Raw genomic sequence first — 26,012 nt, forward strand, 5'->3', positions numbered from 1 at the left:
AATACTGGAGGGCATTCGCATGGCTGAATATACAGACAGCAATTTGAAAGTATTTACTTTAAGCTCCAACCCGGATTTAGCAGACGAAATAACAAAAAAAATTGGAGTGCCGATGGGCAAGAGTTCGGTGCAGCGTTTCAGCGACGGAGAAATTCAGATTAACATCGAGGAAAGTATCCGCGGCTGTGATATTTATGTAGTCCAGTCGACCTCCTCCCCGGCCAATGAGCATATTATGGAGCTTTTGATTATGATTGATGCATTGAAGCGTGCCTCGGCAAAAACGATCAACGTTGTACTGCCGTATTACGGGTACGCCCGCCAGGACAGAAAAGCCCGTTCCAGGGAGCCTATCACAGCGAAGCTCGTAGCGAATCTTCTCGAAACGGCCGGCGCGACGCGTATCATTACGCTGGATCTTCACGCGACGCAGATTCAGGGATTCTTTGACATTCCGGTGGATCAGCTTGTTGGTGTACCGATTCTTGCCAATTACTTTGAGCAGAAAAATTTTGAGGACGTAGTCATTGTCTCCCCCGATCACGGCGGTGTAGTACGGGCGCGGAAAATGGCTGATCGTCTGAAAGCGCCGATTGCGATAATCGACAAGCGCCGTCCTAAACCGAACATGTCGGAAGTAATGAATATCGTTGGTAATATTGAAGGTAAAACAGCTATCATTATAGATGACATTATCGATACAGCCGGTACGATGACGCTTGCCGCCAACGCAATGATTGAAAATGGAGCAAAAGCTGTCTATGCCTGCAGCACCCATCCTGTACTTTCCGGACCGGCTATTGACCGGATCCAGAATTCACAGATTGAGGAACTCGTAGTAACAAACTCCATTCCACTTCCGGAAGAAAAGAAAATATCCAAAATTAAGCAGCTTTCTGTTGCGCCACTGATCGCAAAGGCGATTGTACATGTGCACGAGCAGCGCTCCGTGAGCCGGCTGTTTGATTAATTGGGACTTTTTTTAAAGGAAACTTTGAAAAAGTAGTTTAAATGGATTATACTCAGGGAAGATGCATTTAGGATCTGAAATAAATTATGAGGTGATTTTAGCTATGGCTACAGTGTTGAAAGCAGCTGTTCGAGAGGACCTTCGAGGTTCCCGGATATCAAAAATTCGTCAGCAGGGTAACATCCCGGCTGTTGTTTATGGTAAAAAATTCGGAAGCCGCGCGATCGCGGTAGAAGAAGTAGACTTTATTAAGACGATGCGTGCCGAAGGAAAGACCGGCGTATTCAAGCTGGATATTGACGGCACAAAGACTGACGTCATGATTTATGACCTGCAGTATGACACGATCAAAAACAAAGTAATTCACGTAGATTTCTACGCAGCAGACATGAACGTGGAAATGGATGCTGACGTACCTGTATCTGTTGTTGGGGAGTCCAAAGGCGTGAAAGAAGGCGGCGTGCTTCAGCAGGCAGTATATGAGCTTTCTGTACGTGCCCTTCCACAGGAGCTTCCGGACCAGATCGAAGTAAACGTAGAAGAGCTGGACGTTAACGATGCCCTGCTTGTTAAAGATCTTAAAGCAGGCGACAACTACGCGTTCAACAACGAACCGGAAGAAGTCGTTGTTTCTGTAACACCACCGGACGAAGAGCCGGAAGAAGAAGAACCATCTGAAGAAGAAGAGCCTGAACTTGTAGGCGCAGAGGAAGAAAGCGGAGACGAGGAACAGGACAAAGAATAACGCAGGTACTTTAACACAGCCCTGCTTCCGGCTGGAAGCAGGTATATCCTGCCCGTGGATCCCCACTACGTCCGTAGTGGGGTTTTACGCTTACGCAAAAAACGGCACAGGGAGGAACAGAGGCATGCTGAATAAGCTGTTCCGGCGCCGGAAGAACGAGCACGAGGGAGCGGAAAAAATGAAGCTGGTGGTCGGCCTGGGAAACCCGGGAAAGAAATATGAACGCACCCGGCACAACATCGGGTTTGACGTGATAGACAGAGTGCAGCAGAAGTGGATGATCGACCTTTCCGAACAGAAGTTTAAAGGCATTTACGGAGTGGAAAGAAACGGCACGGAAAAGATTTTTGTGCTGAAGCCGCTCACGTACATGAATTTGTCCGGGGAATCTGTCGGTCAGCTGATGAAGTATTTTCAGATCAGCGTGGAGGATCTCGTCGTTATTTATGACGACCTCGACCTTCCGCCGGGGAAAATACGACTTCGTCAGAAGGGCAGCCATGGAGGGCACAACGGTATCAAATCGATCATTCAGCACCTCGGAACGGATCAGTTCAACCGGATCCGGGTCGGCATCGGCCGTCCGGATCCGGGGCAGGCTGTCCCGGACTACGTGCTCGGCCGATTTTCGCCGGATGATCAGAAAAAAATGGACGAGGCAGCAGAGCAGGCAGCAGAAGCCGTGGACTGCTGGAAAGAAGAACCTTTTCTGCAGGTGATGAACAAATTTAATTAAGCGGTAAAGGAGCTGCCGGCTCTTTTACCGCTGTGATATTCGAGAGGGTGGGTCAGCAGTTCACACGAAAGTGGGCGTTGACTGACCCTCTTGAAGCCGTCGTGAGGCGGAAATAATTTGAATAAATATAAATAAAAAGGTGGCGAACGTGTTGAAAGGTCTGCTCGAACGATTAAATACATCCGAAGATATCCAGACGGCGGTTTCAGGTTCCGGGGATCAGCTGGTAACCGGAGTGGCAGGCTCCGCCCGTACTCTGCTTCTGGCTTCTATGTACAGACAGAGCGGGGAGTCTCAGCTTGTCGTGGCCCATAATCTGCTTCAGGCTCAGAAGCTGTACGATGATTTAACGACGCTCGTAGGAGAGGAAGAAGTCTTTCTCTATCCTGTCAACGAGCTTATTTCTGCGGAAGTCGCAGTCGCAAGCCCGGAACTCCGCGGACAGCGTCTGGAAGCTCTCAACCACTGGGCCGGCGGGCATAAAGGGATCATCATTACGCCTGCTGCGGGGATAAGGCGCCTGCTTCCTCCGCCATCCAGATGGCAGGAAAGCCAGATTACACTGGAAACCGGTGCAGATATCGATATGGACGATTTTTTAAAGCAGCTCACTTCTCTCGGGTTTCAACGGCAGGAAATGGTCGGCGCTCCGGGAGAATTCAGCGTTCGCGGAGGAATCATTGATCTTTACCCGCTGACCGAGGCCTACCCTGTAAGAATGGAGCTTTTTGATACCGAAATCGATTCGCTTCGTTTCTTTGATGTAGGATCCCAGCGCTCTGTAGAGAAACTGGAGAAAATCCATATTGGTCCGGCCCGGGAAATTCTTCTTCATGAAGATGATTATGGAAGAGCGGCAGAAACGCTCCAGGCGAAGCTTCAAAAGAGCCTTGCTTTATCACAGGATCAGGCTGTAAAAGAAAAGATGACGTCCTACGTCGGGGAAGAAATTGAAAAGCTTCGGGAGAGAACACCGTTTGATTCCATGTACAAATACATGTCTATTTTTTATGATAAAACGTGGACGATACTCGACTATCTGCCGAAAGGCGCGGCGGTTGTTATCGATGAACCGAGCCGGGTAGTTGACGCGGTCGAATCTCTGGACCGGGAGGAGGCTGACTGGTACACGACGATGCTTGGCCAGGGATCGATTACAAGAGAGCTGAAACTGTCGATGTCCTGGTCGGAAATGATGGATGCGAAAGTCAGAAAAGTATATTTCAGCTTGTTTTCCAAGCAGATACCCGGGGCTTCCTTGAGCAGTACCGTCAACCTGCAGACAAAATCCATGCAGCAGTTCCACGGCCAGCTGAACCTGTTAAAAACAGAGCTTGCCCGATGGAAGGAATCCGGCTATGCAGTTACGTTCACATGTGAAGACGGGGATCGGGCAGAACGCCTTCAGCGGGTGCTTCAGGACTATGAAATGGAAGCAGCGATCGTGGAGCCGGAAACCCTTCCGGTTTATGGTCAGGCCCAGATTATTACTGCACCGCTGCAGAACGGATTCGAACTGCCGTTTCATAAGCAGATTGTTATTACGGAAGAAGAAGTGTTTACGAAAAAAGCACCGAAAAAACCAAAGCGTAATCAGAAACTTTCCAATGCGGAACGGATCAAAAGCTATTCCGAACTGAAGGTCGGCGACTGGGTCGTCCATATCAACCACGGGATAGGAAAATATCTCGGCATCGAAACACTCGAAGTCGGGGATATTCATAAAGACTATATGCATATTTCCTATGCGGGAAATGACAAGCTTTACGTCCCGGTGGAACAGATTGATCAGGTGCAGAAATACATCGGTTCAGAGGAAAAGGAGCCGAAGCTTTACGCTCTCGGTGGAAGCGAATGGACAAAAGTAAAGCGGAAAGTCCGTTCCTCCGTGCAGGACATTGCTGACGATCTAATTAAACTTTATGCCGAACGGGAGCAGACGAAAGGATTTGCCTTTTCCCCGGACGGACCGGAGCAGCAGGAATTTGAAGCAGCCTTCCCATATCCGGAAACCCCCGATCAGCTGCAGGCTATTGAAGAAATTAAAGTGGATATGGAAAAAGAACGCCCGATGGACCGGCTGCTCTGCGGAGATGTAGGCTACGGCAAAACGGAAGTAGCGCTCCGTGCAGCATTCAAAGCACTGATGGACAACAAGCAGGTGGCCATTCTTGTGCCGACGACGATCCTTGCCCAGCAGCATTATGAAACGATCCGCGAGCGGTTTCAGGACTTTCCGGTCAATACAGCCCTTCTCAGCCGTTTCCGGTCCCGCAAACAAGTAAAAGAAGCAGCGGAATCTCTGCAGAAAGGCAGCATCGATATTGTTGTCGGAACGCACCGGCTGCTTTCCAAAGACGTGAAATTCAAGGAGCTCGGTCTGCTCATCGTGGATGAAGAACAGCGCTTCGGTGTGACTCATAAAGAAAAAATAAAGCAGCTGAAAGCGAATGTAGACGTACTTACGCTTACCGCCACACCTATTCCACGTACTCTTCATATGTCGATGCTCGGGGTGCGGGACCTTTCAGTTATTGAAACGCCGCCCGAAAATCGTTTTCCTGTTCAGACGTATGTTGTGGAATACAATGAGGCGCTGACAAGGGAAGCCATTGAAAGAGAGCTCGCCCGGGGCGGCCAGGTCTACTTCTTATACAACCGTGTGGAAGATATTGAATCGATGGCGGATAAAATACAAATGCTCGTCCCGGATGCTGCGGTGCGTTTTGCACACGGCCGGATGACCGAAACCGAACTGGAATCGGTAATGATTGATTTTCTCGAAGGGGAAGCGGATGTACTCGTAACAACGACGATCATTGAAACCGGGGTGGATATTCCAAACGTGAATACCCTGCTTATTCATAATGCGGATCGTATGGGTCTTTCCCAGCTTTATCAGCTGCGTGGAAGAGTTGGCCGTTCCAACCGGATTGCCTACGCCTATTTCACCCATCAGCGGGACAAAGTGCTGACGGAAGTGGCGGAACAGAGGCTTCAGGCCATTAAGGAATTTACCGAGCTCGGGTCCGGATTTAAAATTGCCATGCGGGATCTTTCCATCCGCGGAGCAGGAAATCTGCTCGGAGCCGAGCAGCACGGATTTATTGCCTCTGTCGGGTTCGATCTTTATTCCCAGATGCTCAAGGAAGCGATCGACGAGCGCAAGGAAGAAATGGACCAGAAAGCAGGCAAAGCACCGAAGCCGGAACCACAGCCGGAAATTGAGCTCGATGTAAAGGTAGATGCCTACATTCCGGAAAGCTACATCCCGGATTCCAGACAGAAAATTGATATGTATAAACGATTTAAAGAAGTCAGTTCCCTGAAGGATATCAGTGATCTGCAGGACGAAATGATCGACCGTTTCGGAGACTACCCGGAGGAAGTGGATTATTTGTTTTCTGCAGCTAAAATCAAGCAGTATGCGGTGGAGCACCAGATCGAATCTATTTCGGAGAAAAACCGGGAATGCCGGGCTGTGATCAGTGGAGAAATGACAAACAATATTGACGGCTCGAAGCTGTTTACACTCGTAAACAAGCTTTCCTCCAAAATGTCCCTCTCTATGGAAGGAAGCAAAATAGCGATCCATCTTAAAACAAAATCGCTGAGTGATGGAGAGTATCTCTATCTTCTCAGAGAAATACTCTCCAGGCTGGACGAAGTCCGGAAAGATTCCAGGGTGAATGCCTGACGGATGGAAAGGACGTAAAGTCATGGGAGAACGCACGTCGTGGTTTCAGGCCGCTGCTTATCTGTCAATGGCGGCACTGGCAGCGAAAGGGATGAGCGCTTTATATAAAATTCCCTATCAGAATATTACCGGGGATACAGGCTTTTACGTCTACCAGCAGGTATATCCGCTCTACGGCGCGGCACTTGTTCTTGGGACGTACGGCTTCCCGCTGGTGATTGCAAAAGCAGTGGTGGAGCACGAAGGAAAAGAACCGCTCCGCCGGCATCTTTCCTTCTATCTGCTCAGTCTTGTCCTGTTGTTCGCTGTTCTCGGCACGGCAGTGACTGCTTCCGCCCCGCTGACTGCCCGGTTGATGGGAGACCCGGAACTGACAGCGGCCCTCCGCTGGATGGGCGCACCGTTCTTTCTCGTTCCATTTTTTGCACTGGCGAGAGGATATTATCAAGGAAAGCATGACACACTGCCGACAGCCGTTTCCCAGGTGACAGAACAATTCGTACGTGTCGCAGCCATTTTAATTACAGCCTGGGCGGCTATGCAGGCAGCCGGGGTATATAAAGCTGGAATATCCGCCGGCATTGGTGCACTCGCCGGGGGAGCGGCCGGACTGGTGGTGCTCTACTTTTATGTGCGGCGTTATGACGGATGGTGGAAAATGGATTTCCGGCTTCCGGAGAACTGGCTGTCCCTGCTCGGGAAACTTCTGAAACAGGGATTGTTCGTTTCAGCGAGCGCCATGATTCTCGTCCTTTTTCAAGTAGTGGATGCTTTTACGATCGTTCAGCGGCTGGATAAGGGAGCGGATGCGGCGGTGTTAAAAGGTATTTACGACCGGAACTGGCCGTTGATTCAGTTTGGAGCGGTCGTTACGACCGTTTTTTCCTACGCTGCGCTTCCGTCCGTCACAAAGTACTGGAATGCCGGCCGGATAAGAGAGGCGTCGGAGGAAGCTGCCAAAGCCCTTAAAATATGCTTCGTTTTCGGAGCGGCAGCGGCTGCCGGAATGGCAGCTGTAATGCCGGAAGTTAATACGGCGATGTTTACCGATACGTCAGGTACGGCTGTTCTGCAGCTTGCTGCTCCTGTGGTGCTGTTCGGCAGTTTGTTTATGACAGCGGCAGCGCTTCTGCACGCTATTGGGAAAGATGGGGAAGCAGCCCTCATTCTTGCTGGAGCCGCCGGGATTAAAATGGTTATGAATGTGCTTTTAGTTCCAGAATTTGGGACTGCCGGAGCTGCTGCGGCTTCTTTGACAGGTACCGGAGCCGCGGCTGCCGGCGCGCTCTACTGTCTGAAAAAAAGGGGAGGGTTTTCGTTTCTTCCTTTTTCAGTAACGGCAAAAACAGCCGCCGCGGCTGCCGTAATGGTGCCGGGCGTTCTTCTGTTCCAGAAGGCGGGGGTGCTGCTCCCGGATACCCGGACAGCTTCTGCGGGGATTTTACTTTCCGCCTCCGCTTTTGGAGCGGTATTATTCATCATCTTTATATGGCGGATGTCTTTATTTTCAAAAGAAGAATGGGAAGAGCTTCCGAAGCTTCATAAACTTCTGCCGCACCGCCGGTAATTCAAGGAGGAAAAAAGAATGCAGGAATCACATATACGAATCGTCGGCCTCGGGGCCGGGGATCTCGACCAGCTTCCGCTCGGATTGTACAAACTGCTGCTTGAGCAGAAAAACGTGTGGATCCGTACAAAGGATCATCCGCTCGTACCCGGGCTGGAAGCAGAAGGCGTAACGTTTAAGAGCTTCGACAGCCTGTATGAAAAGACGTCATCATTCGACGAAGTGTACCCGGCGATCGCGGAAGCACTGATGCATGAAGCAGAGCAGCACGGGACGATCATCTATGCCGTGCCTGGACATCCGCTCGTTGCGGAAATGACAGTACAGCTGCTTCTTAATCAGCCGGCAGTACCGGTAACAATCGAAGGCGGCCAGAGTTTTCTTGATCCGATGTTTACAGCACTGGAGATTGACCCGAACGACGGCTTTCAGCTCGTGGACGGCACCGATCTTCGTCCGGAGGAACTCGTAATGACCCAGCATATTATCATCAGTCAAGTGTTTGACGAGCGGAGTGCTTCCGAGGTGAAAATTGCGCTGATGGAACGTTACCCGGATGATTATCCGATCACTGTCGTTACAGCTGCCGGAACAAAGGAAGAGTCGCTTTTGACCGTTCCTTTGTTCGAAACGGACCGGATGAGCGGTGTCAGTAATCTTACGGCTTTTTACGTTCCGCCCGTGACAGAGGAACGGATGCTGTACCGGGAATTCTCCACACTCCGGACAGTGATCCGCACGCTGCGCGGACCGGACGGCTGCCCGTGGGATAAAAAACAGACCCATGAATCGCTGAAGCGGTACGCCGTGGAGGAAGTATACGAGCTGCTTGAAGCGATCGACGAGAAAGACGACGATCACATTGTGGAAGAACTCGGAGACGTGCTTCTTCAAGTAATGCTTCATGCGCAGATAGGTGAAGATGAAGGTTATTTTGACGCTTCGGATGTGATTGAACACGTCACGGAAAAAATGATCCGAAGGCATCCACACGTATTTGGTGAAACAAAAGCAGAAGATGCTGAAGAGGTACTCCGAAACTGGGAAGAAATCAAGAAGGAAGAAAAGCAGGGCAGTGCACGGGAGTCAGCGCTTGACGGTATTCCGGCGGCCCTTCCCGGACTGCTGCGGGCGGCCAAGCTGCAGAAAAAAGCAGCCGGCACCGGTTTTGACTGGGATGAAGCAGCACCGATATGGGGTAAAGTAGAAGAGGAAATTGATGAATGGAAAGAAGAACTGAAAGCAGGTAATCAGGAAGCTTCCGCAGAAGAACTGGGAGATGTCCTGTTTGCGATCGTCAACGCTGCCCGCTTCCATAAAATTGACCCGGAAGAGGCGCTTCAGCAGACAAACCGGAAGTTCGCCCGGCGCTTTCGTTATATCGAAGAACGCCTCCAGGAAGAAAACCGCGACATTCAAAAAGAATCACTGAAAGATCTGGACGTATTGTGGGAAGAAGCAAAATCCGAAGAAAGAAGGTGAGAGCATGAGGCTCGATAAATTTTTAAAAGTGTCCCGTCTCATTAAACGCCGGACGATGGCGAAGGAAGTAGCAGACCAGGGAAGAGTGGAAGTGAATGGAAATAAAGCGAAAGCCGGCACAGATGTGAATCCGGGAGACGAGCTGACGATCCGCTACGGTCAGAAAACGGTCAAAGTAAAAGTGGAACGCACCGACGACAGTGCAAAAAAAGCAGAAGCAGCCTCCTTTTACGAAATTATTTCGGAAGAACGCCCGGAAAGCTGATAAAACAAGCTTTTCCCCCTTGTACCCGAACGCTTCCTGTCATATGATAGGAGAAAAGGGAGAAGGAGGGCCGGCCTATGAAGGAAAAGCGAAGTCCGCAGGTACGCAGATTGACTTCAGAATATATTGAGCACCAGGAACGCCAGAAGGAAGAACGCGAACGCCGTATGAAAGGCGTTAAACGAAGACTCAGTGTTTTCGGAGGGTTCCTGGGAGCTTTTATTATTTTTGCAGTTATAACGCTGTTCCAGCAGCATAGTGCGATTCAGGATCAGCAGCAGGAAAACTCCCAGCTGGAGCTGCAGCTGGCCGATATGAAAGATGAGGAAGAGTCGCTGGAAGAAAAAGTAGAGGCCCTCCATGACCCGGATTACATTGCAGAGCTTGCCAGACGGGATTTCTTTATGTCGAAGCCCGGCGAAACACTTTTCCAGCTGCCACGCAGCCAGGAAGTGGAAGAATAGCGGCTGTATAATCCGCTTTCGGATGGGCTGCTATTCCGATATAATACTGAAGGAGGAACGTCAGCTGACATGGCCATTGAAGTGGGAAACATCTGCCAGGGAAAGGTAACGGGTATCACAAAATTCGGAGCTTTCGTAGAGCTTTCGGAAAATAAAACCGGCCTGGTACACATCAGTGAAATCGCAGAGGGTTATGTAAAGCAGGTGGGAGACCACGTCAGTACAGGAGATGAAGTAACCGTAAAAGTGCTTCAAATCCAGGAAGACGGAAAAATTGCTCTGTCGATCCGGAAAGCACACAATGGAGAAGAAAAAACGAGGCAGGCGGGCAGGAAACAGGAAAGTCCCGTCTCGTTTGAGAATAAAATGAAGCAGTTTCTTCAGGACAGTGAAGAACGGCTGAACGCACTGAACAAAAAAACAGAAGGCAGACGAAAATAAAGCAATAGGAAAGCATAAAAAGCAGTACCGGCAAAAGATGTGACCAGCCCTTTCTGTCAGGGAGGCACATCTTTTCTTATGGTCAGAAGACAGAAGAAAGGAGAAAACCGGATGGGAGCAAAAGCGGATAAAGTTATGGACGTATGCCTGCGGGCGGGAGAAATCATGCTTACATATGGAGCAGAGACTTACCGGGTAGAAGAAACACTTGAACGAATGGCCCGCGCCGCCGGGTTTACGAATGTTCATTGTTTCACAACAACCACCGGGATTTTTCTTTCTTTTGAAGAGAGAAAGGGCCGCGGGGATCTGATGCAGATGGTCCGGGTCGATGACCGGATGCAGGATTTGAACAAAGTAACAGAAGTCAATCAGGTGTCCAGGGAATTTACGAGCGGCATGCTGACTGTACAGGAGGCGGAACGCCGCCTGGAAGAAATATACGAAGCAAAAATCCAGTACCCGATCTGGGTTATTCATATCGCAGCCGGGGTAGCGGGTTCCGGTTTTTCCTACCTTTTCGGCGGCGGGCTGTTTGACCTGATCCCGGCCTTTTTTGCGGCGTTTATTTCCAGTTTCGCTCTCGTGGAGATCGAAGGATATTTAAAAGTCCGTTTTGCGTCAGAGCTTGCGGCGGCTTTTATCGGAAGTGCCTCCGCGATCGCTTTTGTTATGCTCGGACTGGGCAACAACATTGACCAGATTATTATCGGTTCCCTCATGCCGCTCGTGCCGGGTGTTCCTCTGACGAACGCGGTGCGGGATCTTCTTTCCGGAGATCTGCTTGCCGGGATGAGCCGTGGGGTTGAGGCGCTTCTGACCTCTCTCTCCATTGCAAGTGGAGTAGCACTTTCTATTTCTATTTTCCTGTAGAAGCAATTTGGGAAGGAAAGTCCTCTTTATCAGAAGGGGGAAGAGAAATTTCTGCAGCGGATGCCGTTAATTAAATAACAGACCGTTGTATACTATTTTTACTAAGGAGGACGCTGATGGATCTTCTGCTGGAAGTTGTTATTACTTTTTTCGCTATTCTCGGCTTCGGTGTTATTTTCAGTGTGCCGAAGCGGGTGCTGTTTATTGGAGGAGCTGTCGGGGGATGGACCTGGTTTGCGCTGCAGATGAGTCTTCAGATGGGTATCACCAACGTCGTCGCGACGGTTATCGCTTCGTTTACCGCTGCAGCTATGGCCCACTTTCTTGCAAAAAAACTGCATATCCCGGCAACAACGATTTCCATTCCGGGTATCCTTCCGCTCGTACCGGGAAGTCTTGCTTATTTTACGATGCTTGCATTTGTGGAAGGGGAATATATTACCGGGTTGGAAAACGGGGTGCAGACGATGCTTCAGGCTGGAGCGATTGCTGCGGGAATGGTTCTCGCTCTCTCCTTGTTTTCATTCGGAAAAGGGATAGGCAACCGCTATGAAACAGGAAATTGATCAGTTTACTGCCCGTCATGATCTCTTAAAAAAAGGAGAAAAACTTGTGGCGGCCGTTTCCGGAGGGCCGGACAGCATGGCGATGCTTCACTATTTGAGCCGGCAGCCTATAGAACTTTCGGTGCTTCACGTGCACCATCTGCTGCGTGAGGAAGCGGAAGAAGAGGCAGAGCTGGTAAAAAAAACAGCAGAAGCACTGGACCTTCCATTTTTTCTGCGGCGTGTGAACGTTAAAGATATGATGAAAGAATCCGGGACGGGGCTCCAGCAGACAGCCCGGACAGAGCGGTACCGGCTGTTTCAGGAAGTAATGGAGGAAACCGGCTCCCGGAAAACGGCAACGGCCCACCACGGGGATGATCAAATTGAAACGATGCTTATGCGTTTTACCCGCGGGAGCATACAGGGAATGAAGGGAATTCCGGTAAGGCGTCCGCTTGGCGCCGGAGAAGTGATCCGGCCGATGCTTGGAGTAACAAAAGACGCTATTGAAGCCTATTGTGCAGAACACCGGATTCCCTACAGAATGGATATTTCCAATGAGAACAAAAAGTACATGCGCAGCCGGATCCGGCACGAAATCGTTCCGGTGCTGAAAAAGGAAAACCCCCGGCTTCACGAAGCAGCTCAGTGGCAGGCGGAAATACGGGCGGAGGAAGAAAGCTATTTGAATGAGCAGGCAGAAGCGGCCCTTGCCTCCGTCATCCTCGAAAAAAAAGACGGAACTGTTTTGATTCAAAAGAAATCATTCGCAGCTGTGCCTGCTGCTTTACAAAAAAGAGCGGTTCATCTACTATTGACATATCTTCGGCCGGAGGCGCTGTGGACACGTTCTCACGTCCAGGCTGTACAGGATCTTTTCATATCGGAAAAAAGGCCTCATGCTGCGTTTACCGCACATGATCTTCATGCAGAAACAGCGTACGAAACGGTGCTTCTTCAAAAGGGGTCTCCTGAATCAGAACAGCCGTGGACAGCCCGGGAAGCCGATGTACCATCCCGGACAGAACTTCCATGGGGGGTGCTTTTTGCCGGTGCTGAAGCACCGGCGGACGCAGATGTTTCCACCTCTATCGCCGTTTCGACAGAGGAGCTGCCGCTTATTGTACGTCCGCGTAAACCAGGGGACCGGATTCGGACGTCAGCCGGAACTAAAAAGCTGAAAAAAATCTTCATTGATGAAAAAATTCCGGCAAAAGAACGGGAACGATGGCCCATTATTACAAACAGACATGGTACAATATTATGGGTTCCTTTTCTTTATAGAGCAGAAGGAACTACGGACTTCGGTCAAACAAACAAACAAACGGTCCAGCTTGCTTACATAAAAAAGCATGAAAACCGGTGATATCACTAGGAGGAATCAGACAAATATGAGAGACGACATTCTGGAAGTACTTATTTCGGAGGAAGAGCTTCAGAAAAAAATTGCCGATCTCGGTGCCCAGCTTACAGACGAGTACGCTGAGCGCTTTCCACTCGTAGTCGGAATATTAAAAGGCTCCCTGCCTTTTATGGGAGATCTGATGAAAAAGATCGATGCCCACCTTGAATATGATGTAATGGATGTATCAAGCTACGGCCACGGTTTCGTGACGTCCGGGGAAGTGAAAATCGAAAAAGACCTGAACACTTCCATTGAAGGCCGGGACGTTATTATTGTAGAAGATATTATCGACAGCGGAAATACGCTGAAATACTTAACGGACCTTTTCCGATACCGGAAAGCAAAGTCAGTCAAGATCGTGACGCTTCTCGATAAGCCGGACGGGCGGCAAGTTGATATCTACCCGGATCTGGCCGGTTTTGTCGTTCCGGATAAATTCGTTGTCGGATACGGTCTCGATTACATTGAACGCTACCGGAATCTGCCCTACATCGGAGTATTAAAACCGGAAGTTTACCAAAAGTAAATTCGTTGTGCATAAAACATGGGTTATGGTACTATGAAAAAAGTGTATTTGATGTGGAAGGAGGTTCAGGATGAACCGGATATTTCGTAATACGATATTTTATTTACTGATTTTTCTGGTAATCATTGGTATCGTCAGTGTTTTTCAGGCGGATACGGATGACACAACCCAGATTTCGTTCAACGAGTTCCAGCAGGAACTTGAAAACGATAATATTGAATCCTTGACGATTCAGCCGAATTTAGAAGTATATTCAGCAAGAGGTCAGCTCCGTGGAGCAGAAGAAGACGAGTTTTTTACGGTGAATATACCTGATCTGCAGGTGTTTCTCGAAGATGTAGTCGCAGCGACTGGAGAAGAAGGCATAAATGAGTTAATGGTGGAAGAGGCGGACGAGCCGAGCGGATGGGTCAACTTCATGGTAGCCATCATTCCATTTGTTATTATCTTTATTCTGTTTTTCTTCCTTCTGAGCCAGGCTCAGGGCGGCGGCGGCGGAAAAATGATGAACTTCGGAAAGAGTAAAGCGAAGCTTGTCAGTGAGGACAACAAAAAAGCCCGCTTTAAAGATGTAGCCGGTGCGGATGAAGAAAAGCAGGAGCTGGAAGAGGTCGTTGACTTCCTGAAGGATCCGCGCAAATTCGCCGAAATCGGTGCCCGTATTCCAAAAGGGGTGCTCCTTGTAGGGCCTCCTGGTACTGGTAAAACGCTGATCGCCCGCGCGGTGGCAGGGGAAGCCGGAGTACCGTTCTTCTCTATCAGTGGTTCGGATTTCGTAGAGATGTTTGTTGGTGTCGGTGCCTCCAGGGTACGGGACCTGTTCGAAAACGCGAAGAAAAATTCTCCGTGTATCATCTTTATCGATGAGATTGATGCAGTCGGCAGACGTCGGGGAGCCGGAGTCGGCGGCGGTCACGATGAGCGTGAACAGACGTTGAACCAGCTGCTCGTAGAAATGGACGGGTTCGGCGTCAACGAAGGAATTATCCTGATCGCGGCAACAAACCGTGCAGATATTCTTGACCCTGCCCTCCTTCGTCCGGGACGATTTGACCGTCAGATCACTGTCGGCCGTCCGGATGTTAAAGGACGGGAAGCGGTACTTGGTGTACACGCTAAGAACAAACCGCTTGCAGACGATGTCGATCTGAAGGCTATTGCCCAGAGAACACCTGGATTTGCCGGGGCAGATCTGGAAAACCTTCTGAACGAAGCGGCACTCGTTGCGGCCCGGTCGGATAAGAAGAAAATTGACATGGCTTCGATTGATGAAGCGATTGACCGGACTATCGCCGGTCCGTCGAAGAAAAACCGTGTTATTTCGATGAAGGAACGTAACATTGTGGCCCACCACGAAGCAGGACACACGGTGGTCGGCGTGAAGCTTGAAAATGCTGATATTGTGCATAAAGTGACGATTGTACCGCGCGGCCAGGCCGGCGGATATGCCATGATGCTTCCAAAAGAAGACCGCTACTTCATGACGAAGCCGGAGCTGATCGATAAGATTATCGGACTTCTCGGCGGTCGTGTAGCAGAGGAAGTTATGTTTAACGAAGTGAGCACCGGTGCTCACAACGACTTCCAGCGGGCAACAGCAATTGCCCGGAAAATGGTTATGGAATACGGCATGAGTGAAAAGCTCGGCCCGGTCCAGTTCGGCAGCTCCCAGGGAGAAGTTTTCCTTGGACGCGACATTAATAACGAGCAGAACTACAGTGATGCGATTGCCCACGAAATCGACCTGGAAGTTCAGCGTATTCTCAAAGAGGCTTATGCAACGTGTAAGCAGATTCTTACAGAAAACAAAGACAGCCTGCAGCTCGTTGCAGAAACGCTGCTTGAATACGAAACGCTCGATGCCAAGCAGATCGAATCTCTTGTTAATCAAGGGAAGCTTCCGGACGACCACTATGCAACAAGAAATGGGGAGGAACAGCCGGCAGAGGATGCAGCAGATGCTGTAACACCGGACGAAACAGCTGAATCAGAACATGAGCCAGCAGAAGCACCTCCCGAAAGCGAAGAAACAGAACGACGCAGAGACGAATAGTAGATGGAGGGGCGCTTCATGTGCACGGCAGAAAAGCTGCGGCACATGGAGGCTCCTCTTTTTTACCTGAAAGCAGAAAGGGGAGCGGGCTGATGAATCTTGTGATCAACGCAGGCAACTCGAACACTGCGTTCGGCGTGTTTGAAGAAGAGACACTGCTTTCCCAGTGGAAAGTAAAAACAGACTCGAAACGAACGGCGGACGAATATGCCCTGCTGCTTTATCAGATGATGGATATGCACGGTATCTCCCCGGAAGACTGCGGGGGGGTAATGGTCTGCTCGGTTGTTCCTGAAGCAGACAGTTTCCTTTCGGAAGCACTGAAGGAGCATTTTCATCTGCCGGTGCAGTTTGTCGGTCCGGGAGTAAAAACCGGTCTGAACATATTGTATGAAAACCCCCGGGAAGTTGGAGCAGACCGCATAACAAATGCCGTAGCGGGAAAAGAAAAATACGGAGGACCGCTGATCATTATAGACTTTGGAACAGCTACCACCTACTGTTATATTGATGAAAAAAACCGTTACCTCGGCGGGGCGATCAGCCCGGGTATGGAGCTTGCAGCTGAGGCACTGGCACATAAAGCCTCCAAGCTTCCGCGTGTAGAAACCCGGCGAGCGAGCCGGGTGATTGGAAGAAGCACGGTGGAAGCCCTGCAGTCCGGATTCCGCTACGGCTTTGTCAGTGAAGTGGAAGGAATGATCCGCCGCATTCAAAAGGAGGCGGGACAAAAAGCAGCAGTGGCTGCGACCGGTCCCGCTGCAGAATGGATAGCAGAAGAAACATCCCTGATTCAAAGTACAGACCCTTATTTAACACTTGAAGGACTTCAGATTATTTATAATAAAAACAATGAATTATTTTCCTGAGGAGGAATATCAAATGACTGATTATTTAGCAAAGGCACTCGCCTACGACGACAAAATCCGTATTTACGCCGTCCGTTCCACAGAAATGGTCCGGGAGGCCTCCCGCCGCCATAAAACATGGCGCACGGCAACGGCTGTACTCGGCCGTTCCCTGACTGCCGGAGTAATGATGGGAAGCATGCTCAAAGGAGAAGAGAAACTCACGATAAAAATTGAAGGAAATGGTCCCGCTGCGCCGATTATTATCGACGCTACCGGAAAAGGTACGGCAAGAGGCTATATCAGCGAAAGCCAGGTCGATCCGGAACGAAAGGAAAACGGAAAGCTGGACGTTGCGGCAGCAGTTGGAACAGAAGGTTCTCTTTCTGTCGTAAAAGATCTTGGGATGCGGGATCATTTTACAGGCAGCGTCCCGCTTGTGTCCGGAGAACTGGCGGAAGACTTTACGTATTATTTTGCTACATCCGAACAGACGCCATCTTCCGTAGGACTCGGTGTAGTTGTCGGTGCCGAAGATGAAGTGGAAGGAGCCGGAGGATTCATCCTGCAGATTATGCCCGGGGCTTCCGACGAAATTCTGGACGAAGTGGAAGCGCGCCTTCAGACCATTCCGCCGGTCTCTTCTTTAATTAAGCGCGGTGATACACCGGAGCAGATTATCGAACAGCTCGCCGGAACGGATAACTACCGCATTCTGGAGAAGAAAGAAACAGCGTTTGAATGCCAGTGTTCCAAGGAAAGGATTATTAATGCGCTGTACAGCATTGATAAAAATGAAATTTACGCCATGATCCATGAGGACGGAGGAGCAGAAACAACGTGCCACTTCTGTAATGAGCAGTACTGGATCACGAAAGAGGAGCTTCAGGAAATTTATGAAACGGAAAAAATGAATTAAAGCTCGGAGTTGCTTTTTAGAAAAGGCTCTGCTACTATCTAAATATAACTAAACCAATTAAAATACTCAGGATTAAAAAGGAGGCGTTTTTGAATGGCAAAAGTAGTTAACTCCATTACAGAACTTATCGGGGATACACCACTCGTGAAACTGCAGCGTATGGTGCCGGAAGGATATGCAGACGTTTATCTTAAATTGGAATTCCAGAACCCGGGAGCAAGTGTAAAAGATCGGATCGCGCTTTCCATGATCGAAGCAGCAGAAGAAAAAGGCAACCTGAAACCGGGTGATACGATTCTCGAGCCTACGAGCGGTAACACCGGTATCGGCCTCGCTATGGTCGCGGCGGCAAAAGGATATAAAAGTATTCTCGTTATGCCGGACACGATGAGCATGGAGCGCCGCAACCTTTTAAAAGCCTACGGAGCGGAACTCGTTCTTACCCCAGGAGAAAAGGGGATGAAAGGGGCTATCGCGAGAGCGGAAGAACTGCAGAAGGAGCACGGCTACTTTATGCCGCAGCAGTTTGAAAACGAAGCCAACCCGAAAGTACACCGGGAAACGACAGGGAAAGAACTTCTCGAGCAGGTTGGAGATCAGCTTGATGCCTTCGTTTCCGGTATTGGAACGGGCGGTACAATCACCGGTGCCGGGGAAGTACTGAAAGAGAAATTTCCTGATCTTCATATCGTGGCCCTCGAGCCGGCAGATTCTCCGATTCTTTCCGGAGGAAGCCCCGGTCCGCATAAAATTCAAGGGATCGGTGCCGGCTTTGTGCCGGAAATTCTGAACACGGACATTTTCGACGAAGTAATGGAAATTTCCACAGAAAAATCGTACGAATATGCCCGCCGTGCCGCCCGGGAAGAAGGTATTCTCGGAGGAGTATCTTCCGGTGCAGCAATCTATGCTGCCATCCAGCAGGCGGAAAAGCTCGGCAGCGGTAAAAAAGTCGTTGCAGTGATCCCAAGTAATGGGGAACGCTACCTCAGCACGCCGCTTTACCAGTTTGAAGATTAATAATCGAAGCTTCGAGAACGGTGCAGCCGCCTCTCGAAGCTTTTTTGATCCAAAATAGGTACTGTTAAGAAAAACGCTGCTGCAGCTGCCGGAACGACCAAGAAAAAACGAGGGCTGTACATTGGGAAAACATTGTATGTAAGCCGGGTGGACGGCAGATATCTTCTTCTGCTCTGAACACATTTCATATAATCACAGCGGTTATGCCCCGGGAAACATTATTTGCACCTCCCGTGTCTGGGCCTTATAATGATGGGAGAAAAAATAAGCGCTCATCTACAGTCGGGAGTGGGGAACATGGAAGATATACGCAGGCCGTATGCTGTCCAGCATTCGCTTAAGGAAAGCAGACAGCACTGGTTTGACACCTATCGGATTTTATCTCAGCTTGAAACAGACCACCTGCTTCTTGAAAGCGGAAGAGGCGGGAAATACTCCATTATCGGCCTGCGTCCATTTGCGAGGCTGCTTGGGAAAAACGGACGGCTTACGGCGGAGGAAAATGGGAAAATAACTGTTTACGAAGGACCGCTTCTCGAGTCGATACGAAGCTGGCTGAATCACTATAAAGCGGAAAAAGACGCCTCTCTTCCGGACTTTCAGGGGGGAATAGCGGGGCAGTTCAGCTATGACCTTGTCCGGGAATTTGAGAAACTTCCGGAACATGCTGCGGATGACCTGGATACAGAGGATGTTTTTCTGCTTGCTTTCGACGAGCTGTATGTCATTGACCATGAAAAGGATATCCGGTGGGACATCGTCATCGATACAGATACAGCAGGAGTGGAGCGGAAGCTGGAAAAAATGAACAGGCAGTGGATGGAAGCGGAAGAGCAGGACCCTCCCACGCCGGAGGGGGAAGCTATGTCTGAGGAAACCCCCGTCCGTTCTTTATCAGAAGAGGCGTTCACTGAAGCAGTTACAAAAACAAAAGACTATATCGCCGGCGGGGACGTTTTTCAGGTGAATCTTTCCGTCCGGGAATCACGCCCTTTAAGGACGAGCCCGCTGCATATATACAGCTGTCTCCGGAAAATCAACCCCTCTCCGTACATGAGCTATATGCATACACCGGAACTCCAGTATATCGGGGCCTCCCCGGAGCTACTTGTAAAAGTGGCCGGGGAGGAAGTGAGTACGAGACCGATTGCCGGCACGCGCTCCCGGGGAAAAACGGACACTGAAGACCGTGAACTTGCAGATACGCTTTTAAACAACGAAAAGGAGCGGGCAGAGCATATTATGCTCGTGGACCTGGAAAGAAATGATCTCGGCCGGGTCTGCGCCTACGGTACCGTCGAAGTGGACGAACTGATGGTTATTGAAAAATATTCCCACGTCCAGCATATCGTTTCCAATGTGAAAGGGAAAAAAGCACCCGGCTGTGATACACTCGATGTCATTGCTGCTGCTTTCCCGGGAGGGACAATTACCGGGGCACCGAAAATACGGACGATGGAAATTATTGAAGAACTCGAACCAGTCCGCCGGGGCGCCTATACCGGCTCGATGGGCTGGATCGGTTTTAACGGTGACATGGAACTGAATATTACGATCCGGACGATGATTGCGAAAGACGGGACGGCCCATGTACAGGCCGGAGCCGGTATCGTCATCGATTCCGAGCCGCGTGCGGAATACCGCGAATGTTTGAAAAAAGCACGGGCATTATGGAAAGCAAAAGAGCAGAGTGAAGAAGAGACAGAGCAGAGGAGGATGCTGAAATGATTTTAATGATTGATAACTACGATTCCTTTACGTATAACCTCGTGCAGTATCTGGGGGAGATGGGACAGGAGCTCGTCGTCCGCCGCAACGACCAGATTACGCTGGAGGAAATAGAAGAAATGAATCCTGACTACTTGATGATATCCCCGGGGCCGTGCTCACCGGATGAAGCAGGAATTTCCATGGAGGCAATCCGGCGCTTTGCCGGAAAGATTCCAGTGTTTGGCGTGTGTCTCGGTCATCAGTCCATCGCCCAGATTTTCGGCGGGGACGTTGTCCGGGCGGAGCGGCTGATGCACGGTAAAACCTCGGAAATTAACCACGATGGTAAAACTGTTTTTGAGACTCTGCCGCACCCGTTTACCGCGACGCGCTATCATTCCCTGATCGTCAAAAGAGAAACCCTGCCGGACTGTTTCGACATTACCGCAGAAACGGACGAAGGGGAGATTATGGGTATCCGTCACAAAGAGCTCGCGGTCGAAGGAGTACAGTTCCACCCGGAATCGATCATGACAGATACCGGTAAAATCATGCTTCGTAATTTTCTGGATCATTATAAAAAGGATGAGCAGGCATGTATCTCTACGTAGATGGGGAAATTGTGCCGGATCGTGCCGCCGTCATTTCTCCGTATGAACACGGTTTTCTTTACGGGGCGGGACTTTTTGAAACGTTCCGGACTTATGGCGGCAGGCCTTTTCTGCTGAAGGATCATCTCACCCGTCTTCAGGAAGGGGCCGAAGAGTACGGCCTGTGTCTTCCTGAAGACCTGGAAGAGGAAGTTCACCGGGCAGTGGCAGAGCTGCTGCATACCAATGAGCTTGAGGATGGGTATTTTCGGCTCAACGTGTCCGGGGGAGCAGAAGGTATCGGTCTGACGGCGGGAGTCTATGAAAACCCGCGTATCATCATATACGTGAAGCCGCTCCCGCCGGTACAGATGCAGGAAAAAAAGCTGCAGACGCTGAAGATTAGAAGAAACACCCCGGAAGGCAGCGTACGGAGAAAGTCACATCATTATATGAATAATATTCTTGCCAAGCGGGAAACAGGGGCTTCAGGAAATGTGGAAGGCCTGTTTCTTACGGAAAAAAACCGGCTGTCGGAAGGAACCGTCTCGAATTTGTTTTTCGTAAAGCAGAAAACAATTCATACGCCGGACACTTCCTGCAGCTGTCTTCCTGGAGTGACATCCCGTTTCGTACGGGAGCTTGCCTCCGCACTCGGGTATACGGTAAAGGAAGGAAGCTTCTATCCAAAACATATGTGGAATGCGGATGAAATATTTGTAACCAACTCCATCCAGGAAATCGTGTCCGTTTTTTCATGGGACGACCGGCCGTTTCCAGGAAAAGAAGGAAAGATCACCCGGGAGCTTCAGTCTGCCTACAGAGAGGCTGTACAGTTAGTTAAAAAGCAGCCGGGAAAGCAGGGGGAAGGCAGCAATGAATAAAATACAGAAAATGACCTGGAACGGAAAGGAACTGGATTTCTGCAGCAAAACCTACGTGATGGGCATTTTAAATGTAACACCGGATTCTTTTTCAGACGGAGGCAGTTTTAACGAGCTGGAGGCAGCGCAGTCGAGAGCCCGGAAAATGGTGGAAGAAGGAGCGCACATTATTGATATCGGTGGTGAATCCACCCGTCCGGGAGCCGTGAAAGTCGAAGCAGAAGAAGAGGCGGCCCGTGCTGTCCCGGCCGTTCGTTCGGTCCGGAAAGCAGTGGACGTTCCTATTTCCATCGACACATACAAAGCCTCCGTTGCCGAGCAGGCGCTGGAGGCCGGAGCGGATATGATTAACGACGTGTGGGGGGCAAAGGCCGATCCGCTCATGGCTGCAACCGCAGCAGCGTACGATGTGCCGATTATTTTAATGCATAACAGGGAAAAGGCGGAGTATAATAACTTCCTTGAAGATGTGAAGAAAGACCTTCAGGAATCCGTAGACATTTGTCTCCAGGCCGGTGTTAAGCCGGAGCGGATAATCCTTGATCCGGGAGTAGGCTTTGCAAAATCCTACGAAGAAAACCTGCTTGTCATGCGTCATCTGAGAAAATTTACGACGCTCGGGTACCCTGTACTTATCGGCACCTCCCGCAAGTCGCTTGTAGCAAAAACGCTCGATCTGCCCGTAAATGAGCGGGTGGAAGGGACGGGAGCGACGGTCTGCCGGGGGATCGATGAAGGGTGTGAAATTGTACGGGTGCATGACGTGAAGGAGATCAGCCGGATGACAAAAATGATGGATGCCATGATCGGCAAGGGAGCTTATGGAATGTCAGGAGGCGGAATAGATGGATAAAGTTTATGTGGAAGGTATGCGTTTTTACGGTTATCACGGTGCTTTTCAAGAGGAAACAAAGCTCGGCCAGCGTTTTTACGCCGACGTCGTGATGGAGATTGATACAGAGCAGGCAGGAAACACCGACGACCTCGATGACACCGTCAATTATGCGGAAGTGTATGAAGCAGCGAAGGAAGTGCTGGAAGGTGAACCGGTCAAGCTCGTGGAAACATTAACAGCCCGCACCGCCAGCCTCATACTGGAGCGCTTTGCTATCGTTGATGCGGTAACAGTTAAAGTGAAAAAACCCGATCCGCCGATCCCCGGGCACTATGACGGGGTGGCAGTGGAAATCCGCCGCGAGCGGGGGTTTGAAAAAAAGTGACGGTAACTGCCTATCTGAGTCTCGGTTCCAATATTGGTGAACGAAAAGCCCAGCTGGAAAAAGCGCTGCACTTTCTGGAGGACGAGGAGAGTATTGAACTTCTCCACGTCTCTTCTTTTTATGAAACAAAACCGGTCGGCGTGACGGATCAGCCGGATTTTTTGAACATGGCCGCTGCCATCCGTACGTCTCTCTCCCCGGAAAACCTTCTTCACGTCACCCAGTCGATTGAGAAAAAGCTCGGCCGGCAGCGAAAAGAGAAATGGGGACCGAGAACAATAGACATTGATATTCTTCTTTATGCCGAGGAGCAAATAAACCTGGCGTCACTTATTGTCCCCCATCCGCGCCTTCAGGAACGGGCGTTTGTGCTTGTACCGCTCGAGGAAATTGCTCCGCAGCTTGAAATCGCCGGCCGTCCGCTGAAAGAAATCACTGGAGAGCTGGAGGACGCAAAGGACGTCCGCAGAATCGACTGACAAGGTCCCGTCTGCTGAAAATTGAATGGGCTGTGAACGGGTGCTGCGGTGATGAAGGGAAACACTTCCGCAGCTTATATCCTGCAGGATCTTCCGGCCGACTGTCAGGTTGACACAGCCGGGATAGTTGCCTATAATACGTGGAGACAATAAAACTGCCGGCGTGCCGGCAGTTTTTCTTCATGCTTAAGTACTTAACTGCCTATATAAGCCCTCAAATTTTATTTATCAGGAGATGATGAACGTGAGCCAGGAAATCGAAACTACCGATCAGATAGAAGTCCGGCGCGAAAAATTAAAGAACATGCTTGATCTGGGAATTGACCCGTTCGGCAGCAAATTTGAACGTACACATGATGCTGACGGGATTACTTCCCAGTACGACAGCCTTTCAAAAGAAGAACTGGCAGAGGAAGAAGTGCCGGTGACGATTGCCGGACGTATGATGACGAAGCGCGGAAAAGGTAAAGCCGGGTTTGCCCACATTCAGGATCTGTCCGGACAGATCCAGATTTATGTGCGGAAAGATGAAGTTGGGGAAGATCAGTACGACCTTTTTACAAAAGCAGATATCGGTGACATTCTGGGAATCAAAGGTGTTATTTTTAAAACGAAAGTAGGAGAGCTTTCTATTAAAGCTCAGGAGCTGGAGTTTCTGTCTAAATCCCTGCGCCCGCTTCCTGATAAATACCACGGACTGAAAGACGTAGAGCAGCGCTACCGCCAGCGTTATCTGGATCTTATTGTGAATCCGGAAGTCCGGGAAACGTTTGTTACAAGAAGCCGGATTCTTCAGTCTATGCGCCGTTACCTCGATGACCGCGGCTATCTGGAAGTTGAAACACCAATGATGCATGCTATTCCGGGCGGGGCAACTGCCAAGCCGTTCGTTACACATCACAACGCGCTTGATATGACATTGTATATGCGGATTGCGATCGAGCTGCACTTAAAGCGTCTGATCGTCGGCGGATTGGAAAAAGTATACGAAATCGGCCGGGTATTCCGTAATGAAGGTATTTCTACAAGACACAATCCGGAATTTACAATGATCGAACTGTACGAAGCATACGCTGACTACAAGGATGTTATGAGTCTGACAGAAAATTTAGTAGCACATATTGCCCGCGAAGTGCTTGGAACAACGAAAGTAACTTACGATGGTACAGACATTGATCTGGAACCGGAGTGGAAGAGGGTACACATGGTTGATATCGTTAAAGAATATACCGGGGTGGACTTCTGGCAGGAAATGACTGATGAGGAAGCCCGGGCACTTGCTAAAGAGCATAACGTGCCGGTAAAAGAAACGATGAAGTTCGGACACGTCGTTAACGAATTCTTCGAAGAATTTGTAGAAGAAAAACTCGTTCAGCCGACATTTGTATACGGTCATCCATTGGATATTTCCCCGCTTGCAAAGAAAAATCCAGAAGACGGCCGCTTTACAGACCGTTTCGAGCTGTTTATCGTCGGAAGGGAACATGCGAATGCCTTTACCGAGCTGAACGACCCAGTCGACCAGCGGGAGCGTTTCGAAGCGCAGCTTCTGGAGCGGGAGCAGGGAGATGAAGAAGCTCATATGATGGATGAAGATTTCCTCGAGTCGCTGGAATACGGCCTGCCTCCAACCGGGGGACTCGGAATTGGAATCGACCGGCTTGTGATGCTGCTGACGGATTCCCACTCTATCCGCGACGTGCTTCTTTTCCCACAGATGCGTGACAGAGCCCATGGTCAGGAATCAACAGAAGAATAATGTATTGAATGAAGCTGTCCTGATTGCAGGGCAGCTTCTTATTTCTGTAAAGAGTATTCAGTGGAGGCGAGTTTTCGCTCAGAGTAAAGATTTCATTTATTTCAATATCTGTGTAAAAGGTTATTGTTGGTTGTTGAAGGAGACTCAGCTTCAACTCGACAAACTTCTGCATCCATTTATTAATACGAGGAGAAAAAGGTGTAAAGTCCCTCCCGGACGTAAGAAAAACCGAATTCTTTTTCTGCCGCAGTATTCCTGAATAACAATATTAAATACTGAGAGAACTATTTTTACTAAAGGCGGAAGTTTTTTAACGGAAATGCAGTGAGAAAATATTTGGCATTAATCAATCGGTGTATCTACATATAGAGTGTTCATTAAGATTTTTAACAACATACAGAGATGAGAATACAGCGGATAAAAAATATAAAAATTAATTCTAAAAATACTTGCGCGTACAGGATTGAGCGTGCTATATTATTATCTGTCGCCGCAAGAGACACAGCGGCCGGCTGAAAAAAGCATTTAAAACTTTTTATAAAAAGTTATTGACTGCAAAAGCAGTAAATGCTATATTAATTAAGTCGCCAAAAACGGCGGCGCGATGATTTGCCCTTTGAAAACTAAACAAAAGACGATTGTGAAGGAAAAAGAGAATGAATCATTCTCTGTCAATTTTTTTAAAAAGAATCTTTAGCCAGATTCCGTTTTGCAAGCGAAGCATCCTGCTTCGCGATGTCAGAAGTTCAAACTTCGACGATTTATCGGAGAGTTTGATCCTGGCTCAGGACGAACGCTGGCGGCGTGCCTA

General features: G+C 49.6%; 24 protein-coding genes. All 24 read left to right on the forward strand.

The annotated features are described in order from the left end of the window. Window positions 1-19 precede the first annotated feature (19 nt). Window positions 20-970, forward strand: a complete 951-nt coding sequence (locus C6Y45_RS12765; RefSeq protein WP_107585617.1) for a ribose-phosphate diphosphokinase — start codon at window positions 20-22, stop codon at window positions 968-970. A 103-nt stretch (window positions 971-1,073) separates the two neighbouring features. Then, window positions 1,074-1,715 carry a 50S ribosomal protein L25/general stress protein Ctc gene (locus C6Y45_RS12770; RefSeq protein ID WP_107585618.1) on the forward strand — a complete coding sequence of 214 codons (642 nt, stop codon included), beginning with the start codon at window positions 1,074-1,076 and terminating at the stop codon, window positions 1,713-1,715. 178 nt (window positions 1,716-1,893) lie between these two features. Continuing rightward, entirely contained in the window at window positions 1,894-2,451 is a 558-nt protein-coding gene (pth, locus tag C6Y45_RS12775; protein ID WP_107585640.1) for an aminoacyl-tRNA hydrolase, read from the forward strand. A 151-nt stretch (window positions 2,452-2,602) separates the two neighbouring features. Next, complete coding sequence (mfd, locus tag C6Y45_RS12780) at window positions 2,603-6,148, forward strand: transcription-repair coupling factor (RefSeq protein ID WP_107585619.1); 3,546 nt, start codon at window positions 2,603-2,605, stop codon at window positions 6,146-6,148. A gap of 22 nt (window positions 6,149-6,170) precedes the next feature. Further along, on the forward strand, window positions 6,171-7,715 hold the full coding sequence (locus C6Y45_RS12785) for a polysaccharide biosynthesis protein (protein WP_160058364.1): 1,545 nt from the start codon (window positions 6,171-6,173) through the stop codon (window positions 7,713-7,715). An 18-nt stretch (window positions 7,716-7,733) separates the two neighbouring features. Beyond that, a complete protein-coding gene (gene yabN / locus C6Y45_RS12790) occupies window positions 7,734-9,197 on the forward strand; it encodes a bifunctional methyltransferase/pyrophosphohydrolase YabN (protein WP_107585621.1) in 1,464 nt (487 codons plus the stop codon). A gap of 4 nt (window positions 9,198-9,201) precedes the next feature. After that, window positions 9,202-9,462, forward strand: a complete 261-nt coding sequence (locus C6Y45_RS12795; protein ID WP_107585622.1) for an RNA-binding S4 domain-containing protein — start codon at window positions 9,202-9,204, stop codon at window positions 9,460-9,462. A 77-nt stretch (window positions 9,463-9,539) separates the two neighbouring features. Then, window positions 9,540-9,926, forward strand: coding sequence for an FtsB family cell division protein (locus C6Y45_RS12800; protein WP_107585623.1), 387 nt, complete (start codon window positions 9,540-9,542; stop codon window positions 9,924-9,926). A gap of 69 nt (window positions 9,927-9,995) precedes the next feature. After that, on the forward strand, window positions 9,996-10,367 hold the full coding sequence (locus tag C6Y45_RS12805) for a S1 RNA-binding domain-containing protein (RefSeq protein ID WP_107585624.1): 372 nt from the start codon (window positions 9,996-9,998) through the stop codon (window positions 10,365-10,367). A gap of 78 nt (window positions 10,368-10,445) precedes the next feature. Further along, window positions 10,446-11,240, forward strand: coding sequence for a threonine/serine exporter family protein (locus C6Y45_RS12810; protein WP_245922655.1), 795 nt, complete (start codon window positions 10,446-10,448; stop codon window positions 11,238-11,240). Between the two features lie 116 nt (window positions 11,241-11,356). Further along, window positions 11,357-11,806: a threonine/serine exporter family protein gene (locus C6Y45_RS12815; protein ID WP_107585625.1), complete on the forward strand. Its 450-nt coding sequence runs from the start codon at window positions 11,357-11,359 to the stop codon at window positions 11,804-11,806. Then, window positions 11,790-13,154 carry a tRNA lysidine(34) synthetase TilS gene (tilS, locus tag C6Y45_RS12820; RefSeq protein WP_107585626.1) on the forward strand — a complete coding sequence of 455 codons (1,365 nt, stop codon included), beginning with the start codon at window positions 11,790-11,792 and terminating at the stop codon, window positions 13,152-13,154. Before C6Y45_RS12815 ends, tilS begins: the two co-directional genes overlap by 17 nt. A gap of 25 nt (window positions 13,155-13,179) precedes the next feature. Further along, a complete protein-coding gene (hpt, locus tag C6Y45_RS12825; protein ID WP_107585627.1) occupies window positions 13,180-13,719 on the forward strand; it encodes a hypoxanthine phosphoribosyltransferase in 540 nt (179 codons plus the stop codon). 70 nt (window positions 13,720-13,789) lie between these two features. Then, window positions 13,790-15,772: an ATP-dependent zinc metalloprotease FtsH gene (ftsH, locus tag C6Y45_RS12830; RefSeq protein ID WP_107585628.1), complete on the forward strand. Its 1,983-nt coding sequence runs from the start codon at window positions 13,790-13,792 to the stop codon at window positions 15,770-15,772. Between the two features lie 92 nt (window positions 15,773-15,864). Next, entirely contained in the window at window positions 15,865-16,641 is a 777-nt protein-coding gene (locus tag C6Y45_RS12835; RefSeq protein WP_107585642.1) for a type III pantothenate kinase, read from the forward strand. Between the two features lie 13 nt (window positions 16,642-16,654). After that, window positions 16,655-17,539 carry an Hsp33 family molecular chaperone HslO gene (gene hslO / locus C6Y45_RS12840; RefSeq protein ID WP_107585629.1) on the forward strand — a complete coding sequence of 295 codons (885 nt, stop codon included), beginning with the start codon at window positions 16,655-16,657 and terminating at the stop codon, window positions 17,537-17,539. A gap of 93 nt (window positions 17,540-17,632) precedes the next feature. Next, entirely contained in the window at window positions 17,633-18,559 is a 927-nt protein-coding gene (cysK, locus tag C6Y45_RS12845) for a cysteine synthase A (RefSeq protein ID WP_107585630.1), read from the forward strand. Window positions 18,560-18,856: 297 nt separating this feature from the next. Beyond that, window positions 18,857-20,287, forward strand: coding sequence for an anthranilate synthase component I family protein (locus C6Y45_RS12850; protein WP_107585631.1), 1,431 nt, complete (start codon window positions 18,857-18,859; stop codon window positions 20,285-20,287). Beyond that, on the forward strand, window positions 20,284-20,880 hold the full coding sequence (gene pabA, locus C6Y45_RS12855) for an aminodeoxychorismate/anthranilate synthase component II (protein WP_107585632.1): 597 nt from the start codon (window positions 20,284-20,286) through the stop codon (window positions 20,878-20,880). The genes C6Y45_RS12850 and pabA overlap by 4 nt, the downstream gene beginning before the upstream one ends. After that, on the forward strand, window positions 20,865-21,743 hold the full coding sequence (gene pabC / locus C6Y45_RS12860; protein ID WP_107585633.1) for an aminodeoxychorismate lyase: 879 nt from the start codon (window positions 20,865-20,867) through the stop codon (window positions 21,741-21,743). Before pabA ends, pabC begins: the two co-directional genes overlap by 16 nt. Then, the gene (gene folP / locus C6Y45_RS12865; protein WP_107585634.1) at window positions 21,736-22,596 is read left to right on the forward strand and encodes a dihydropteroate synthase; all 861 of its coding nucleotides are present in this window, start codon (window positions 21,736-21,738) and stop codon (window positions 22,594-22,596) included. Before pabC ends, folP begins: the two co-directional genes overlap by 8 nt. Then, window positions 22,589-22,963: a dihydroneopterin aldolase gene (folB, locus tag C6Y45_RS12870; protein ID WP_107585635.1), complete on the forward strand. Its 375-nt coding sequence runs from the start codon at window positions 22,589-22,591 to the stop codon at window positions 22,961-22,963. Before folP ends, folB begins: the two co-directional genes overlap by 8 nt. After that, window positions 22,960-23,442, forward strand: coding sequence for a 2-amino-4-hydroxy-6-hydroxymethyldihydropteridine diphosphokinase (folK, locus tag C6Y45_RS12875; RefSeq protein WP_107585636.1), 483 nt, complete (start codon window positions 22,960-22,962; stop codon window positions 23,440-23,442). The genes folB and folK overlap by 4 nt, the downstream gene beginning before the upstream one ends. Window positions 23,443-23,686: 244 nt before the next feature. After that, complete coding sequence (lysS, locus tag C6Y45_RS12880) at window positions 23,687-25,201, forward strand: lysine--tRNA ligase (RefSeq protein WP_107585637.1); 1,515 nt, start codon at window positions 23,687-23,689, stop codon at window positions 25,199-25,201. Window positions 25,202-26,012: the final 811 nt, after the last annotated feature.

The sequence above is a fragment of the Alkalicoccus saliphilus genome, assembly GCF_003044065.1.
Taxonomy (GTDB): domain Bacteria; phylum Bacillota; class Bacilli; order Bacillales; family Salisediminibacteriaceae; genus Alkalicoccus; species Alkalicoccus saliphilus.

Bases quoted from the DNA above. Each gene is read 5' to 3' on its own strand.
- tilS (WP_107585626.1), top strand. From the start codon at position 11,790: ATGAAACAGGAAATTGATCAGTTTACTGCCCGTCATGATCTCTTAAAA.
- C6Y45_RS12770 (WP_107585618.1), top strand. From the start codon at position 1,074: ATGGCTACAGTGTTGAAAGCAGCTGTTCGAGAGGACCTTCGAGGTTCC.
- C6Y45_RS12795 (WP_107585622.1), top strand. From the start codon at position 9,202: ATGAGGCTCGATAAATTTTTAAAAGTGTCCCGTCTCATTAAACGCCGG.
- C6Y45_RS12850 (WP_107585631.1), top strand. From the start codon at position 18,857: ATGGAAGATATACGCAGGCCGTATGCTGTCCAGCATTCGCTTAAGGAA.
- yabN (WP_107585621.1), top strand. From the start codon at position 7,734: ATGCAGGAATCACATATACGAATCGTCGGCCTCGGGGCCGGGGATCTC.
- C6Y45_RS12815 (WP_107585625.1), top strand. From the start codon at position 11,357: ATGGATCTTCTGCTGGAAGTTGTTATTACTTTTTTCGCTATTCTCGGC.
- folP (WP_107585634.1), top strand. From the start codon at position 21,736: ATGAATAAAATACAGAAAATGACCTGGAACGGAAAGGAACTGGATTTC.
- pabA (WP_107585632.1), top strand. From the start codon at position 20,284: ATGATTTTAATGATTGATAACTACGATTCCTTTACGTATAACCTCGTG.
- C6Y45_RS12785 (WP_160058364.1), top strand. From the start codon at position 6,171: ATGGGAGAACGCACGTCGTGGTTTCAGGCCGCTGCTTATCTGTCAATG.
- hpt (WP_107585627.1), top strand. From the start codon at position 13,180: ATGAGAGACGACATTCTGGAAGTACTTATTTCGGAGGAAGAGCTTCAG.
- cysK (WP_107585630.1), top strand. From the start codon at position 17,633: ATGGCAAAAGTAGTTAACTCCATTACAGAACTTATCGGGGATACACCA.
- C6Y45_RS12810 (WP_245922655.1), top strand. From the start codon at position 10,446: ATGGTCAGAAGACAGAAGAAAGGAGAAAACCGGATGGGAGCAAAAGCG.
- C6Y45_RS12805 (WP_107585624.1), top strand. From the start codon at position 9,996: ATGGCCATTGAAGTGGGAAACATCTGCCAGGGAAAGGTAACGGGTATC.
- ftsH (WP_107585628.1), top strand. From the start codon at position 13,790: ATGAACCGGATATTTCGTAATACGATATTTTATTTACTGATTTTTCTG.
- C6Y45_RS12765 (WP_107585617.1), top strand. From the start codon at position 20: ATGGCTGAATATACAGACAGCAATTTGAAAGTATTTACTTTAAGCTCC.
- hslO (WP_107585629.1), top strand. From the start codon at position 16,655: ATGACTGATTATTTAGCAAAGGCACTCGCCTACGACGACAAAATCCGT.
- folB (WP_107585635.1), top strand. From the start codon at position 22,589: ATGGATAAAGTTTATGTGGAAGGTATGCGTTTTTACGGTTATCACGGT.
- pabC (WP_107585633.1), top strand. From the start codon at position 20,865: ATGTATCTCTACGTAGATGGGGAAATTGTGCCGGATCGTGCCGCCGTC.
- pth (WP_107585640.1), top strand. From the start codon at position 1,894: ATGAAGCTGGTGGTCGGCCTGGGAAACCCGGGAAAGAAATATGAACGC.
- C6Y45_RS12800 (WP_107585623.1), top strand. From the start codon at position 9,540: ATGAAGGAAAAGCGAAGTCCGCAGGTACGCAGATTGACTTCAGAATAT.
- C6Y45_RS12835 (WP_107585642.1), top strand. From the start codon at position 15,865: ATGAATCTTGTGATCAACGCAGGCAACTCGAACACTGCGTTCGGCGTG.